Here is a 15,275-nt window from a genome sequence, read left to right as displayed (position 1 = left end):
GGGTAGTTCTTTCCCTCGGTTCTTTCAGGAGGTCAGTGGCCTACCGGACCCTCGCGGACAAGGGCCCGGTGAGTCCGGAAGCCGCTTCAGGGGCGGTGGTGCCCGGCCTTCAACTCGCCTATGAAGGCCGCCCAGGCAGCACCTTCGAAGCACAGCGCCGGGCCCTGCGGGGCCTTGCTGTCACGGACCGGGACGACGGCCCCTCGGAACCCGTCGGCCACCTCCACGCAGTTGCCGCCTTCCTGATTGCTGTAGCTGCTCTTGCGCCAGGCGGCGCCGTTCAGATCGGGACGGGACCTTCGCTCCACGGTGGTTGTCCTCCCTCACGGATCGGATCATGTCCAGCGACATGAGCGGGGGCAGAGCTGCCGCCCGCAGCCGATCGTAAGTCAGCGCGAAACTCCTGACCTCGTCCGGATCCTCGATGAGTTGGCCGTAGTGCGCGCCTTCCGTGTACGCGACCTCCGAGCCGTCCGGCATGGTGAGTACCGTGAGCGAACCGCCCATGACCTCGTGCTCGCCCTGGTCGAACGGCAGTACCTGCACGGTGATGTGAGGTTCCGCCCTGGTCCTGAGCAGTCGCTCCAACTGCTCACGCATCACCCCCTGGCCACCAACAGGACGCCGGAGCACCGCCTCGTCGAGAACCACCCACAGCTCGGGCCGATCTGGCGTGCCGAGCCGCTCCTGTCGTCCCAGACGAAAGGCGACCCGTTCTTCCAACTGCTCTTCGCTGCCGAGCGTCCGTCCGACTCTCAGCACCGCACGCGCGTAGTCCTCGGTCTGCAACAAGCCGGGCACCACATGAGCCGCGTACTCGCGGACGGCCACCGCCCGCTCCGCGTACTGCATGAACCTTCGTGACCAGTCCGGAAACGCCTGGCGGTACACGTACGGCCACAGCTCCACCAGGAGATCCTCCGCACCGAGCGCCGCGTCCAGCGCTCGCGCCAGCTCCAGCGTCGGCTTCGCTCCGGACGCGCGCTCGATCTGCGTGATCCGCGTGCTCACAACATGCGTCCGGTCGCCCAGTTCGGCCTGGGTCAGTCCCGCCGCCGTCCGGAGCCTGCGCACGCGCGCGCCGAACAGCGCGGCCATCGACGCGCTGGGATCAATTCCGTTGGCCACGGCATCACTTCCGTTCCTTACGGCCTCACAAATAAGGCTGTGCCCCCTGTCGAGCGTAGGACGATCGGCCGACTCTTGAGCACGGAACGTGATGACTCGTGTGCGCAACGGAGCGCCTTGAGCAGACGGAAAGGGACGGACAGGCCGTGCTGACAGAAACCGCCACCCCGGGAGACCTGCCGCAGCGTGAACTCCAGTCACTCACGGTGCAGTTCCCCTCCACCCCACGCGGTGCGCAGCTCGCCCGGCGGCACGCCGTCCGGGGGATGGAGGAACGAGGCCACCCGCCGGCGTCGGACGTCTCGTGCGCGGTCGCCCTCGTCGTCGGGGAGCTCGCGGCGAACGCCGTACAGCACGGTCGGGTTCCCGGCCGGGAGTCCGGTCTCCTGCTCGCCCTGGACCGGGCTGCGGGGCTGCTGCGGGTCGAGGTCGCGGACGCCGCCTCCGCGAAGCGGCTGCCCACGGCCGCGCCCTCTTCCTGCCCCGACGGCGAGTCGGGCCGGGGGCTGCTCCTGGTGGACGTCCTGGCCGTGCGCTGGGGGACGGCGCCCCGCAGCCCGGTGGGCAAGACGGTATGGGCCGAGCTGCGTCTTGAGATCTGATCCGCCCCGGGGAGGAAGGCAGCGGTGCCCGAAAAGGCAGACGGCGCGTACAGCACGTACCTGCTCGTACGCGCCGACGCGCCGTGAGAGTCCTGCGCGGGGGCTACTCCTCGTCGTCCCCGGGCTTCTCCGCCTCGTTGATCTCCTCTTCGATACCCAGCTGCTCGATGAGCCACTTGTCGAACTCGATCGCGGCGCGCACCCAGCTGACCGTCGAGGAGACGAAGTGCTCCAGGCTGACGCCCATGCCGATCAGCATCTGGGCCTCGCCGATCAGGCGGACCGTGCCGTCGTCGTGGGTGTGGCTGTAGACCTTGGGCCACAGGGTGCGGCGGTTCCAGTCGTCGATCGACTCGAGGATCTGCGGCTTGGCCTCGATCTCGTGGGGCCGGTCGTAGAACGTCCGCACGGAGAAGACCTGCTGGTCTCCCTCACCCCGGAACATGAAGTAGGTGCGGAACTGCTCCCACGGCGCCGCGAGGTCTCCCTCGTCGTCGACGACGTACTTGAGCTCCATCTGGTCGAGGAGCTGCTTAACGAGGTCCTGATCCGGGACGACGGGGCCGGCCGGGCCGCCGCCGGGCTGCGGCTCGGGCTGGCCCCCGAAGTTCGGAATCGAGGACGGGTCGATGGTCACCGTGAATTTCCCTTCGTACGGATTCCGCCATCCTCCCCCATGCGGGGAGGGGGGTGGCAAGCCCCGACAGACCCTGTCAGCCCTCGGCTGACAGGATCCGGTCAGCCGCAACCTCCGGGTACCCCGAACCGTCCTCCTGAGCAGCCGACGAAGGGGGCCGCGCTCATGCAGGCAGCGGACAGGGGGCACACCCGGTGGGGGATCGTCCTGCCGTTTCTGGCACTGCCGGTCGTGGTCCTCGGCGTCCTGATCGCCGGCCTGTTCCTGGTGGCCTGGTCGGACGACGACGGCACCCGTGCGGGCGCGACGGCGACGGTCCCCTGCACCGAGGCCCTGGCTTTCGGCGCCGCCGAGCGCCCCGCGACCGCCCGCGCCCACGACTGCACGGTGCAGCGGGGCATCGACACCGCGTACGCGGCGGTGCTGCGGATGCCGCGCGAGGACGTCCGCGGCTGGCTGCGCACGACGTACCCGGGCGCCCCCGAGCCCCGCACGGGCGGCGGCGTCTGCGGGGCGCTGTGCCTCGACGTGACCCACGAGGACGGCCTCCCCGGCGCGGCGGAGGCACATGTGGTTCAGGTGAGAGTCGAGTACGAGAACGCCGAGACCGCGCTCGTGCGCTTCTCGGCGTTCACGATGTGACCGGGGACGGTCCTACAGCGTCCGCCCGGGTGCCGGGCCCGATGCGAACAGGGACGGCCCTACAGGCGTCTTGCCCGGGCCGGGCGCGATGTGGCCGGGGAGGGCCCCTACAGCGTCTTGCCCGGGGCCGGGCCCACCAGGAGCCCGTCCTCGGAGCGGTCCACCCGGACCGTGTCCCCGTCCTTGATCTCCCCGGACAGGATCTCCTTGGCGAGCCGGTCGCCGATCGCGGACTGGACGAGCCGCCGCAGCGGCCGGGCACCGTACGCCGGGTCCATGCCCTCCTCCGCGAGCCAGGCCAGGGCCTCGGGCGTGATGTCCAGGGTGAGGCGCCGCTCGGCGAGCCGCTTGGCCAGGCGCTCCAGCTGGAGCTTCGCGATGCGCTCCAGCTCGGGCTTGGTCAGCGCGGCGAAGACGACCAGGTCGTCCAGGCGGTTGAGGAACTCCGGCTTGAAGGAGCTCCGCACCACCTCCAGGACCTGCTCCTTCTTCTCCTGCTCGCTGGTCACCGGGTCGACCAGGTACTGGCTGCCCAGGTTCGACGTCAGGACGAGGATCGTGTTGCGGAAGTCGACCGTACGGCCCTGGCCGTCCGTCAGGCGGCCGTCGTCCAACACCTGGAGCAGGATGTCGAAGACCTCGGGGTGGGCCTTCTCCACCTCGTCCAGCAGGACGACGGAGTAGGGGCGGCGGCGGACGGCTTCCGTGAGCTGGCCGCCCTCCTCGTAACCGACGTATCCGGGCGGGGCGCCGACCAGCCGGGCCACGCTGTGCTTCTCGCTGTACTCCGACATGTCGATCCGGACCATCGCCCGCTCGTCGTCGAAGAGGAAGTCGGCGAGGGCCTTGGCCAGTTCGGTCTTGCCGACGCCGGTCGGGCCGAGGAAGAGGAACGACCCGGTGGGCCGGTCGGGGTCGGCGATCCCGGCACGGCTGCGGCGCACGGCGTCCGACACCGCGCGCACGGCCTCGGTCTGGCCGATGAGCCGCCTGCCGATCTCGTCCTCCATGCGCAGCAGCTTCTGGGTCTCACCCTCCAGCAGCCGCCCGGCGGGGATGCCGGTCCAGGCGGCGACGACGTCGGCGATGTCGTCGGCGCCGACCTCCTCCTTGACCATGGTGTCCTTGGTGACCGCCTCCTCGGCCTCGGAGGCGGCCTCCAGCTCCTTCTCCAGGGCGGGGATCTCGCCGTAGAGCAGCTTGGAGGCGGTGTCGAAGTCGCCGTCGCGCTGGGCGCGTTCGGCCTGGCCGCGGATCTCGTCGAGGCGTTCCTTCAGCTCGCCGACGCGGTTGAGGGACTGCTTCTCCTTCTCCCAGCGGGCGGTCAGGCCCCGCAGCTCCTCCTCCTTGTCGGCGAGGTCGCGGCGCAGCTTCTCCAGGCGCTCGCGGGAGGCCGCGTCGGTCTCCTTGCCGATCGCCAGCTCCTCCATCTTCAGCCGGTCGACGGCGCGCTGGAGTTCGTCGATCTCGACGGGTGAGGAGTCGATCTCCATGCGGAGGCGGGAGGCCGCCTCGTCGACGAGGTCGATGGCCTTGTCGGGCAGGAAGCGGGAGGTGATGTACCGGTCGGAGAGCGATGCGGCGGCGACGAGCGCGCTGTCGGCGATCTGCACCTTGTGGTGGGCCTCGTAACGGCCCTTGAGCCCGCGCAGGATCGCGATGGAGTCCTCGACGGTCGGCTCGGCGACCAGCACCTGCTGGAAGCGCCGTTCCAGCGCCGGGTCCTTCTCGATGCGCTCCCGGTACTCGTCGAGGGTCGTGGCACCGACCATGCGCAGCTCACCGCGGGCGAGCATCGGCTTCAGCATGTTCCCGGCGTCCATGGCGGAGTCACCGCCGGCGCCGGCCCCGACGACGGTGTGCAGCTCGTCGATGAAGGTGATGATCTGCCCGTCGGAGTCCTTGATCTCGGCGAGGACGGTCTTCAGCCGCTCCTCGAACTCGCCCCGGTACTTGGCGCCGGCGACCATGGCGCCGAGGTCGAGCGCGACGAGCCGCTTGTCCTTCAGCGACTCGGGCACGTCTCCCTTGACGATCCGCTGGGCGAGCCCCTCGACGACGGCGGTCTTGCCGACGCCCGGCTCGCCGATCAGCACGGGGTTGTTCTTGGTGCGGCGCGACAGCACCTGCACCACGCGCCGGATCTCCTGGTCCCGCCCGATGACGGGGTCGAGCTTGCCCTCCCGCGCGGCGGCGGTGAAGTCGGTCCCGAACTTCTCCAGGGCCTTGTACTGGCCCTCGGGGTCGGCGGTGGTCACTCGGCGCTGTCCTCGCGTCCTCTGGAAGGCGGCCTGGAGCTTCTTGGCGTCGGCCCCCTGCTGGGACAGCACCTCGCCGGCCGCGCCGCCCTTCGCGGCGAGGGCGATCAGGAGGTGCTCGGTGGAGAGGTACTCGTCCCCCAGGTCCTTGGCGCGGGACTGCGCGTCGGCGACGACGGCCAGCATCTCTCGGTTGGGCTGGGGCGGCGCGACGGTCGACCCGGTGACGCTCGGCAGCCCGGCGAGCACGCGCTCGGCTCCGGCGCGTACGGCGGCCTGGTCGGCGTCGACCGCGGCGAGCAGGTCGGTGATGTTCTCGTTGTCCTGTCCCTGGAGCAGCGCGAGCAGCAGATGGGCCGGGGTGAGGTCGGGGTGCCCCTCGGTCACGGCCCGGTTGCTGGCAGCGTTGATCGCATCCCGGCTCCGGTTGGTCAGCTCGGCGTCCACGTTCGCGTTCTCCTCCTTGCACTGACCCGAACGGCTTGCACAAAGTTGAGTCTAGTGCACTCAAGGACGGTTCCGGGAGGCTCGGGGGTCTAAGTTCCGGGGCATGGCGACCAAGTACTCCGTCGACCCCGGCGCTCCGGACCCGTCGTATCTCAGCTTCTGGCGGGAGCGGCACCTGTGCACCCTGACGACTCCCCGCCCGGACGACACTCCGCATCTGGTACCCGTCGGGGTCACATACGATCCCGAGGCGCGTCTGGCTCGGGTGATCACCAACAGGGCGAGCGCGAAGGTGCGGTACGTGCGGGCGGCCGGGGACCAGGGGGCGGCCGTCGCCGTCTGCCAGCTGGAGGGCCGCCGCTGGGCGACACTGGAGGGCCGGGCCCTCGTCCGCGACGAGCCGGACCGGGTGGCCGAGGCCGAGCGGCGCTACGCGGAGCGCTACGGCAGGATTCCGTCACCCAACCCGGCACGCGTGGTGATCGAGATCCACCTGACGCGAGCGATGGGGCGAGGTTGAGCGAAGTGAAAATCCACACCGGTGATCGACTGGATCCGGCCACCGCCGAATGAGGTCGATACCCGGAAATGTCCCCGGAAACTGCAGCGGCGTCACCGTGTTCAGGTCACGGTGACGCCGCTGCGGGGGGAAGCACCTGAGCGATCTTTTACGACGGGGGAATCGCGTCAGGCACTGCGGGGGGTGGCAGAGATGGTCCTCGGGGCAGGGGAGTCGGCCTCCACCTGCTGGTGGTCCCTTTGGTCCAGGTTCACAAAGATCATTCCGTACCGTACGGCACATCGCACTGGCTGCGGCGCCCCCCGAGGCCGCCGCAGACACCGGTAAGCCCGTACGTCCTCGTCCTCGTCCCGCGTGACGACCACAGGCTCGCCGAACACGGTCACCATCAACGAGTCACCACTGTGGGGGATGGCGGTGACCAGGTCGATGAAGTGCCAGCCGGAGCGGTAGGCGGTGGCCATCTCGCGGCGGAAGGAGCGGTCGTCGGGTGGAGTGGTCACGGTCAGCTCCCGGATCCGGCTGCCCCGGAGCTCGGCCAGCTGCTGTTCTCCGCTCCGTGAGCGCTGTTCACGGCGACGGACGGCCAGCTGCTGTTCGCCCGAACATCGTCCTTCACATCGGAGAAGCCACTCAGTACACCGAGGGCCACAACGGCGGAGAAGGCGGCGACAAGCACCGAGCGAAGCATTCTGTTACGCATAGTCGGCTTCGTCCTCACTTGAAGGTCCCCTTTTCCCCCGTCGAGTACGACGATGGCTCATTCGGGCACGTCATGGCCACACAATCGATGCATCATGTTCCTGCATGTTCAGGACCCTGGGGGGTGGAGATTTGACATCGAATCGGACTAAGGAGACACATCCCCATGCGATGACCCAGTGGTGCGACGAGGGCGGCCGTCTGTATGCCGCCGCACTGCGCGCCGGACGCATCGCACGCGAGGACGTGGCGCCCGCTCCGTGCCTGATGGAGTTCGCCCTGCTCCACCCCGACCCGGACGACCCGAGCTGGCTGCGGCCGGTGCCCCCCGCGGTCGCCCTGTCCCGGCGGCTCAACCCGCTGGAACAGGAGATCGCCGACCGCCGGCGCCTGGCGACCGGCCTCGCCGAGACCTTCGAGCCGTTCATGGCCCTGGGCACCCAGCTGGCCGCCACCAGTGACGCCATCACTGTGCTGGAAGGCGGCGAACGAATCAACGCCGCGCTCAACATGGCCACTTTCCAATGCCAGACGGAGATGCTCACCGTCCAGCCCACGGACCGGATGTCCGAGCGCAGCCTCCTGCTCGGCCTGGAGCGCGACCGGCCGCTGATCGAACGCGGCGTGCGCATCCGCACCCTGTACCAGCACACCGCCCGCTACAACCCCGAGCAGCTGGCCTACGCCGCCCAGCTCTCCAACGGCAAGGCGGAGTACCGCACCATCGACGAACTCGTCGAGCGCCTGATCATCTGCGACGAGTCCGTCGCCTTCATCCCCGCCCGCGACGATCAGCAAGTCGCTCTGGAACTGCGCCACCCCGGTCTGGTCCGCTACCTCATCAAGCTCTTCGAGTACTTGTGGGACCGGTCGGTTCCCCTCAGCACCGGCACACCGTACGAGACCGCCCGTGACGGCATCACGGAGATCCAGTACTCCATAGCGAAGCTCCTGGTCGAAGGACACGTCGACGAGGCCATCGCCCGGCGCCTCGGCATGAACGTGCGCACCTGCCGGGCCCACATAGCCAAACTCGCGTCCGCCCTCGGCAGCGGCAGCCGCGCCCAACTGGGGTACCTCATCGCCCAGTCCGGCATCCTGAAGCAGGACGAGGAAGGAGCCACCGGTTGACCTCACGGGCCCGGCTCGGGGTTCTCATCGGACGCTCGGGGATTCTTGACCAGGAACGTTGAGGGACGTGGTGGAGTGCTGCGGACCGTCCAGGCCCGCCTGGGCGATGCGCACCCCCAGCTGCGTACGGCTCGCCGCCCCCAGCGTCTCCGAGAGACGCGCGATGTGCGCCCGGCAGGTCCGGACGCTTATGCCCAGCCGTTCCGCGATGACGGCGTCCTGATGCCCTTCCGCGAGCAGCGCGGCGATCGACTGCTCGCGGTGGGAGATGCCCTCGATGCCGGTGTCGGGGAGCGGGGCCTTGAGGGGGATGGCCAGGCGCCACAGCCGGTCGAAGACCGTGACGAGGTATTCGACGATCGCCGGATGCCGTAGCTCAAGGGCCATCGTGCGGTCGGTGTTGGCGGGGATGAACGCCACCGTCCGGTCGAAGAGGATCAGCCGGTCGATCACCTCGTCCAGCGTGCGCGCCTCCACCGCGTCGCCCATCAGCTCCAGGTAGGTCAGCAGCCCCTGTCCGTGCCGGGCGACATGCGTGTACAGGTCCCGCATCCGCACGCCACGGCCGCGCAGCGCCATCGCCCGGTGCAGGCCCTCGGAGAGCTCCGCCTCGCGGCGGATGCCGCCGGGCTGGACCGTGAGCACCTCGGCCGTGCACGCCCGGGTCGCCTCGTCCATCGCGGCCTGGATCCGGGCGAGTCCGTCCAGGACGCGAATGGCCGGGCCCTCCGCGGCCGGTGCGGCCGACCGCACCTGGTGGCCCAGCCCGGCGTACCACTCGACGGCCGTGACGGCCGAGCCCAGCCGCCGCTGGCTCGCGCTCACCTCGTCGTACATCCCGCGCAGCAGCCGGGTCATGACCTCCTGCGGGGAGGTCGGCACCAGCCAGTCCATGTCGTCGGGGTCCGGATGCAGCAGGGCGAGTTCCAGCAGGCAGGGCACCGGATCCGCGTCCCGGCGCGGCACCCGGCCACGCCGTACGGCCCGGGAGTACACGCGGTCCCCGGTCTCGCACAGCCGGTCGGCACCATGGGGATGCTCATCCGCCCCGTGCCCGGCCATCGCCCATCCCACCCCCGGTTTCGCCGTCTTTCCGCAGCGCAACTATGCGCGGACGGGACGTGCTCCGCAACACGGCTCCCCGCGCGGCGGCCACCGGAAACCACCGGTGCGCACCGGTATCTCCGGGCCTCGGACCGTCCTGTCGCGGCAGCCTGACAGGGCATGGGTGAACCCGGCTCGATGCCCGCCGGGGGCGCGGCTACTTCGGGCCGATGCGTGGCTACTTCAGGCCGGTGGCGTGGCTACCGCTACCTCAGGCCGATGGCGCGGCTACCGCTACCTCAGGCCGATGGCGTGGCTACTTCAGGCCGATGGCCCGGCACGCCGCCTTGTACTCGGCCGTGCAGATGTCCGACAGCTTGTAGACGTCGTCCGCGACCACCGTGTCCTTGATGTTCTCCTTGGTGAGCGCGACCACCGGCACGAGCTGGGCCGGGATGCCCTTGTGGGTGGGGCTGTCGACCTTGTCGCGGGTGAGGGCGGCGAACTGGATGTCGCGGCCCTGGACCTTGGCGACGGCCATCTCCGCGGCGTTCTCCGCCTCCTGCGGGTAGGACTTGTACACGCTCATGTACTGCTCGCCGCTGATGATCCGCTGCACGGCCGGCAGCTCCGCGTCCTGCCCGGTGATCGGCGGCAGGTCGGTCACGCCGGCGGCCTCCAGCGCCTTGACGATGCCACCCGCCATGCCGTCGTTGGCGGAGTACACCGCCGCGATGTTGCCCTTGCCGATCTTCTCGATCGCGTCGGCCATGTTGGCCTGGGCGTTCTCCGGCTTCCAGTCCTTGGTGTCGAAGGACTCGGCGATCGTCACCTTGCCGTTCAGCTCGGACATCGCGCCCGCCTTGAACTGCTTGGCGTTCGGGTCCGTCGACGAGCCGTTCATCATGACGATCTTGTCGGAGAGGCTCGCGTCCTCGCCGATGGCCTCCAGCAGGGTGCGGCCCTGGACCTCGCCGACCAGTTCGTTGTCGAAGGAGATGTACGCGTCGATCGGGCCCTCGGCCAGCCGGTCGTAGGCGATGACCGGAATGCCGGCCTCCTTCGCCTTCTTCACGCCGCTCGCGATGGCCTTCGAGTCGACGGCGTCCAGCAGGATCACGTCGACCCGGTCGTCGATCATCTGCTGCATCTGGCTCGCCTGCTTTTCGGCGCTCGCCTCGGCGTTGGCGTACTCGACGCGGCCCTTGTCGTTGGTGAGCGACTCGACCTTCGTCTTGATGATCGGGTAGTCGAAGTTCTCGTACCGCGTGTTGGCCTTCTCCGGCAGCAGCAGCCCGACGGTGATGTCGTTGCCCTTCGCCGGGCTCGCGTCGTCACTGCTTCCCGTCGCGTTGAGCACGCCGCAGCCGGCGAGCGTGACGGAGATCGTGGCGGCTGCCATGGATATGGCGATACGACGCATGTGGGGCTCACTTCGCGTGTGATTCGGACGTGGGCGCAGTTTTGGTGCCCATGTGACTGAAAAGCCAACGCGGGAGGGGCCCCAGCGTCAAGCGGAACCACTTAACGAGATGACAACACCACGCTCAGCAGCAGTTGTGAAGACTCTGCGGAACCGGCTTCAAGTGGCGTGCACCACCTGGTCATCCACGGGAGGCCCCGCGAAACCGGGGCAAGGCCTGCACAAAGGACGAAAAGGGCCGGGAGTCACCTCCCGGCCCTTTCACGTGTGTGCTGCGTCAGTCGGACTGCTGCTGCCGCTTCGGCCGCCACACCACCAGCGCGCTGGTCTGCTGCACCTCCTGGTACGGCACCAGGTCGCGGCGGTACGACGCGTGCACCGCCGCCTCACGCTGGCGCATGGCCGCCGCCGCGCCGTCGAGCGCGTCCTGCATCTCGGCCACCCGAGCCTGCAGCGCGGCGACCTGGTTCTCCAGTTCGATGATGCGCTTGATGCCGGCCAGGTTGATGCCCTCGTCCTGCGACAACTGCTGGACGGTGCGCAGCAGTTCGATGTCGCGGGCCGAGTAGCGCCGGCCCCGGCCCGCGGTGCGGTCCGGAGACACCAGCCCCAGACGGTCGTACTGGCGCAGGGTCTGCGGGTGCAGGCCGGACAGCTGGGCCGCCACCGAGATGACGTAGACCGGGGTTTCCTCGGTCAGTTCATACGGGTTGCGTCGACGACCGTCCATCTGACTCATGCTCCCTTCGCGGCCTGGAACAGATCCGCCCGCGGGTCCTCATCCGCGGTCGCCTCGCGATACGCCTCGAGTGCGTCACGAGCCTTCCCCGTCAGGTCCCTCGGAACACTCACCTCGACGGTGACCAGGAGGTCGCCTCGGGTGCCGTCCTTGCGGACCGCGCCCTTGCCCCGGGCCCGCATGGTGCGCCCGTTGGGCGTGCCGGGGGGCAGCTTCAGCGTGACGGGCGGGCCGCCGAGCGTCGGCACCCGCACCTCGCCGCCGAGGGCCGCCTCGGTGAAGGTGACCGGGACGGTGACGGTGAGGTTGTCGTCCTTGCGGCCGAACACCGCGTGGGAGTCGACGTGCACGACGACGTACAGATCGCCCGCCGGGCCGCCGCGCTCGCCCGGCGCGCCCTTGCCACGCAGCCGGATCCGCTGGCCGTCGATGACGCCCGCGGGGATGCGCACCTGCATGGTCCGCGAGGACTTGGCCCGGCCGCTGCCCTTGCAGACCTCGCAGGCGTGCTCCGCGATCAGGCCGCGGCCCTTGCAGTCCGGGCAGGGGTCGGTGAGGGAGAAGCCGCCGCCGCTGCCCCGGGCGACCTGCCCGGTGCCGACGCAGGTCGGGCACACGCGCGGTGTGCCGTTCTTGTCGCCGGTGCCCGAACAGGCCTTGCAGGGCGACTGCGACGACATCCGCAGCGGGACGGTCGCGCCCTCGATCGCCTCCGTGAAGCTGAGCGTGACCTCGGACTCGATGTCCTGGCCGCGCCGGGGGTGCGTACGCGTCCCCGGGCCGCCCGCGCCGCCGCGGTTGAACAGGCCCCCGAAAACGTCACCGAGTCCGCCGCCGAAGCCGCCGGCTCCCTGGCCGCCGCCCTGGGGGGCACCGCCTCCGAAGAGGTCGCCCAGGTCGAAGTTGAAGGAGCCGCCCGCGCCGCCCGGCCCCGGGCGGAAGCCGCCGTTGCCGAAGAGGGCGCGCGCGTCGTCGTACTCCTTGCGCTTCTTGGGGTCGCCGAGGATGTCGTTGGCCTCGGAGATCTCCTTGAAGCGCTCCTCCGCCTTGACGTTGCCCTTGTTGGCGTCCGGGTGGAACTCGCGGGCGAGCTTCCGGTAGGCCTTCTTGATCTCGGCCTCGGTGGCGTCCTTGGGGACGCCGAGGACCTTGTAGTAGTCCTTCTCGATGAAGTCCTTGGTGCTCATCCCCGACGCCCCTCCTTCCCTTCGTTGATGACGTCAGCCCTCGTCCGGGCCACCGCTCTCCTTGTCGTCGGCTTCGGCGGACTCGTCCGCCTTGACCGTCTGCGCCCCCGGCTGGGGTTCGGCCACGGCCACCCGCGCGGGGCGGATGGTGCGCTCGCCGATCCGGTACCCGGGCTGCAGGATCGCGACGCACGTCGTCTCGGTGACGTCCGGTGCGTAGCTGTGCATCAGGGCTTCGTGGATCGTCGGGTCGAAGGGCTCTCCCTCCTTGCCGAACTGCTGCAGGCCCATCTTCGCCGCGGTGCCCTCCAGCGACTCGGCGACGGACTTGAAGCCGCCGACCAGTTCGCCGTGTTCACGCGCGCGGCCGATGTCGTCGAGCACGGGCAGGAGCTCGGTCAGGAGGTTCGCGATGGCGATCTCCTTGACCGCGATCCGGTCGCGCTCGACGCGGCGGCGGTAGTTCTGGAACTCGGCCTGGAGGCGCTGGAGGTCCGCCGTGCGCTCGCTGAGCGCCGTGCGGGCCTGGTCCAGCTGGGCCACCAGGGCCGCGTCCTGGCCCGTGTCCCCGGCCGGGGCCGCCTCCTCCTCCGCGGAGGGGGAGGCGGCCTTCGGCTCGGCGTCGTCGGAGGTGGCGCCGGAAGGGACGTCGGGCTGCTGCTCGTCGAAGCCCGGGGTCTCCTCCGTCACGCGGCACCATCCTTCCGCTCGTCGTCCACGATCTCGGCGTCGACGACGTCGTCGTCGGCGGCCTTGGCACCACCGGCGTCGCTCGCGTCACCGGCGGGGCCACCGGCCTGGGCCGCGCCCGCGTCCGCGTACATGGCCTGGCCGAGCTTCTGGGAGACGGCCGCGACCTTCTCCGTGGCGGTGCGGATCTCGGCGCTGTCCTCGCCCTTGAGCTTCTCCTTCAGCTCGGCGACGGCCTCCTCGACCTCGGTCTTGATGTCGCCCGGGACCTTGTCCTCGTTGTCCTTGAGGAACTTCTCGGTCTGGTAGACGAGCTGCTCACCCTGGTTGCGGGACTCGGCGGCCTCGCGGCGCTTGTGGTCCTCCTCCGCGTACTGCTCGGCCTCCTGGCGCATGCGGTCGACCTCGTCCTTCGGCAGCGAGGAGCCGCCGGTGACGGTCATCTTCTGCTCCTTGCCGGTGCCGAGGTCCTTCGCCGTGACGTGCATGATGCCGTTGGCGTCGATGTCGAAGGACACCTCGATCTGCGGGACGCCGCGGGGCGCCGGCGGCAGACCGGTCAGCTCGAACATCCCGAGCTTCTTGTTGTACGCCGCGATCTCGCGCTCGCCCTGGTAGACCTGGATCTGCACGGACGGCTGGTTGTCCTCGGCGGTGGTGAAGATCTCGGACCGCTTGGTCGGGATCGTCGTGTTCCGCTCGATGAGCTTGGTCATGATGCCGCCCTTGGTCTCGATACCGAGGGACAGCGGGGTGACGTCGAGGAGCAGGACGTCCTTGACCTCGCCCTTGAGGACACCGGCCTGCAGGGCGGCGCCGATGGCGACGACCTCGTCCGGGTTGACGCCCTTGTTGGCGTCCTTGCCGCCGGTCAGCTCCTTGACGAGCTCGGCGACGGCGGGCATCCGGGTCGAGCCGCCGACCAGGACGACGTGGTCGATCTCGCTGATGGAGATGCCGGCGTCCTTGATGACGTTGTGGAACGGCGTCTTGCAGCGCTCCAGGAGGTCCGCGGTCAGCTGCTGGAACTGGGCGCGGGTGAGCTTCTCGTCGAGGTGCAGGGGGCCCTCGGCGGAGGCGGTGATGTAGGGCAGGTTGATCGACGTCTCGGTGGACGAGGACAGCTCGATCTTCGCCTTCTCGGCGGCCTCGCGCAGACGCTGCAGGGCCATCTTGTCCTTGCCCAGGTCCACGCCGTGGCCGGACTGGAACTGCTGGACCAGGTAGTCGACGACGCGCTGGTCCCAGTCGTCACCACCGAGGTGGTTGTCACCGTTGGTGGCCTTCACCTCGACGACGCCGTCGCCGATCTCCAGCAGCGAGACGTCGAAGGTGCCGCCACCGAGGTCGAAGACCAGGATGGTCTGGTCGTCCTTGTCGAGGCCGTACGCCAGGGCGGCCGCGGTGGGCTCGTTGACGATGCGCAGCACGTTCAGACCGGCGATCTCACCGGCCTCCTTCGTGGCCTGGCGCTCGGAGTCGTTGAAGTACGCCGGGACGGTGATGACCGCGTCGGTCACCTTCTCGCCCAGGTAGGACTCGGCGTCCCGCTTGAGCTTCTGGAGCACGAAGGCGCTGATCTGCTGCGGGTTGAAGGGCTTCCCGTCGAGCTCGATCTTCCAGTCCGTGCCCATGTGGCGCTTCACGGAGCGGATGGTCCGGTCCACGTTCGTGACCGCCTGGCGCTTGGCCACCTCTCCGACGAGCACCTCACCGTTCTTGGCGAAGGCGACGACGGACGGCGTGGTCCTGGCGCCCTCGGCGTTGGCGATGACGGTGGGCTCGCCGCCCTCCAGAACGCTGACGACGGAATTAGTCGTGCCCAGGTCGATGCCGACCGCACGTGCCATGGTTGATTCCTCCAGCTGACTTGAGTGGAACGGACTCAAGTGTGCACGACGGCCCCCGACCGGTCAACAGAGCTGAGTCGAGCAGGCTCAACTCTTATCCGTTCCTTACACGCAATGGGGCGACGACCTGCGAAGATACGGTGCGTCGAGGTCCGTGTACAGAGACACGGGAGAGGGCGAACACCATCACGAGCGCCCCTCCCACCACCCACCACAGGGCACCGGCCCCGATCCGGCCGGCATGCGCGAGTACCCCGACGAGCATCCCCGACAAC

The 15,275-nt window shown here is 69.4% G+C and carries 15 protein-coding genes; 4 read left to right on the top strand and 11 right to left on the bottom strand.

What is annotated here, in order from left to right:
- Positions 1-86: 86 nt before the first annotated feature.
- On the bottom strand, positions 87-221 hold the full coding sequence (locus C1J00_RS46950; RefSeq protein WP_245936469.1) for a DUF397 domain-containing protein: 135 nt from the start codon (positions 219-221) through the stop codon (positions 87-89).
- Complete coding sequence (locus C1J00_RS23250) at positions 181-1,098, bottom strand: helix-turn-helix domain-containing protein (RefSeq protein WP_102910998.1); 918 nt, start codon at positions 1,096-1,098, stop codon at positions 181-183. Before C1J00_RS23250 ends, C1J00_RS46950 begins: the two co-directional genes overlap by 41 nt.
- Positions 1,099-1,274: 176 nt before the next feature.
- On the opposite strand from C1J00_RS23250, the gene C1J00_RS23245 reads away from it, so the two are divergent.
- Positions 1,275-1,730: an ATP-binding protein gene (locus C1J00_RS23245; protein WP_102910997.1), complete on the top strand. Its 456-nt coding sequence runs from the start codon at positions 1,275-1,277 to the stop codon at positions 1,728-1,730.
- 103 nt (positions 1,731-1,833) lie between these two features.
- Here the strand turns inward: C1J00_RS23245 and C1J00_RS23240 are convergent, their stop codons facing one another.
- A complete protein-coding gene (locus C1J00_RS23240) occupies positions 1,834-2,367 on the bottom strand; it encodes a YbjN domain-containing protein (protein WP_102910996.1) in 534 nt (177 codons plus the stop codon).
- A 165-nt stretch (positions 2,368-2,532) separates the two neighbouring features.
- Between C1J00_RS23240 and C1J00_RS23235 the strand changes: the two genes are divergently transcribed.
- Positions 2,533-3,009 carry a hypothetical protein gene (locus C1J00_RS23235; RefSeq protein ID WP_102910995.1) on the top strand — a complete coding sequence of 159 codons (477 nt, stop codon included), beginning with the start codon at positions 2,533-2,535 and terminating at the stop codon, positions 3,007-3,009.
- Positions 3,010-3,116: 107 nt separating this feature from the next.
- Here the strand turns inward: C1J00_RS23235 and clpB are convergent, their stop codons facing one another.
- Entirely contained in the window at positions 3,117-5,714 is a 2,598-nt protein-coding gene (gene clpB / locus C1J00_RS23230) for an ATP-dependent chaperone ClpB (RefSeq protein ID WP_102910994.1), read from the bottom strand.
- Between the two features lie 103 nt (positions 5,715-5,817).
- On the opposite strand from clpB, the gene C1J00_RS23225 reads away from it, so the two are divergent.
- Positions 5,818-6,234, top strand: a complete 417-nt coding sequence (locus C1J00_RS23225; protein ID WP_102910993.1) for a pyridoxamine 5'-phosphate oxidase family protein — start codon at positions 5,818-5,820, stop codon at positions 6,232-6,234.
- Positions 6,235-6,401: 167 nt separating this feature from the next.
- Here C1J00_RS23225 and C1J00_RS23220 read toward each other — a convergent pair whose 3' ends face one another.
- Positions 6,402-6,737 (bottom strand): Rieske (2Fe-2S) protein, encoded by a 336-nt coding sequence (locus C1J00_RS23220; protein WP_031142435.1) that lies wholly within the window; start codon positions 6,735-6,737, stop codon positions 6,402-6,404.
- A 370-nt stretch (positions 6,738-7,107) separates the two neighbouring features.
- Here C1J00_RS23220 and C1J00_RS23210 point away from each other — a divergent pair, with 370 nt between their 5' ends.
- A complete protein-coding gene (locus C1J00_RS23210; protein ID WP_245936468.1) occupies positions 7,108-8,067 on the top strand; it encodes a helix-turn-helix domain-containing protein in 960 nt (319 codons plus the stop codon).
- 24 nt (positions 8,068-8,091) lie between these two features.
- On the opposite strand, the gene C1J00_RS23205 is transcribed toward C1J00_RS23210, so the two are convergent.
- The 6 genes from C1J00_RS23205 to dnaK form a co-directional block, all read right to left on the bottom strand.
- Positions 8,092-9,129, bottom strand: a complete 1,038-nt coding sequence (locus C1J00_RS23205) for a helix-turn-helix transcriptional regulator (protein ID WP_102910990.1) — start codon at positions 9,127-9,129, stop codon at positions 8,092-8,094.
- Between the two features lie 298 nt (positions 9,130-9,427).
- The gene (locus tag C1J00_RS23200; protein ID WP_102910989.1) at positions 9,428-10,534 is read right to left on the bottom strand and encodes a sugar ABC transporter substrate-binding protein; all 1,107 of its coding nucleotides are present in this window, start codon (positions 10,532-10,534) and stop codon (positions 9,428-9,430) included.
- A 277-nt stretch (positions 10,535-10,811) separates the two neighbouring features.
- Positions 10,812-11,264, bottom strand: a complete 453-nt coding sequence (locus C1J00_RS23195; protein ID WP_033310108.1) for a heat shock protein transcriptional repressor HspR — start codon at positions 11,262-11,264, stop codon at positions 10,812-10,814.
- Between the two features lie 5 nt (positions 11,265-11,269).
- On the bottom strand, positions 11,270-12,460 hold the full coding sequence (gene dnaJ, locus C1J00_RS23190; protein WP_102910988.1) for a molecular chaperone DnaJ: 1,191 nt from the start codon (positions 12,458-12,460) through the stop codon (positions 11,270-11,272).
- Positions 12,461-12,493: 33 nt separating this feature from the next.
- On the bottom strand, positions 12,494-13,150 hold the full coding sequence (gene grpE, locus C1J00_RS23185; RefSeq protein ID WP_102910987.1) for a nucleotide exchange factor GrpE: 657 nt from the start codon (positions 13,148-13,150) through the stop codon (positions 12,494-12,496).
- Positions 13,147-15,000, bottom strand: a complete 1,854-nt coding sequence (gene dnaK / locus C1J00_RS23180) for a molecular chaperone DnaK (protein WP_102910986.1) — start codon at positions 14,998-15,000, stop codon at positions 13,147-13,149. Before dnaK ends, grpE begins: the two co-directional genes overlap by 4 nt.
- Positions 15,001-15,275 lie beyond the last annotated feature (275 nt).

Source organism: Streptomyces cahuitamycinicus (assembly GCF_002891435.1).
Classification (GTDB): Bacteria; Actinomycetota; Actinomycetes; order Streptomycetales; family Streptomycetaceae; genus Streptomyces; species Streptomyces cahuitamycinicus.
Note: the sequence above shows the minus strand (reverse complement) of the source record. Positions and strands in the feature narration are given on the sequence as shown.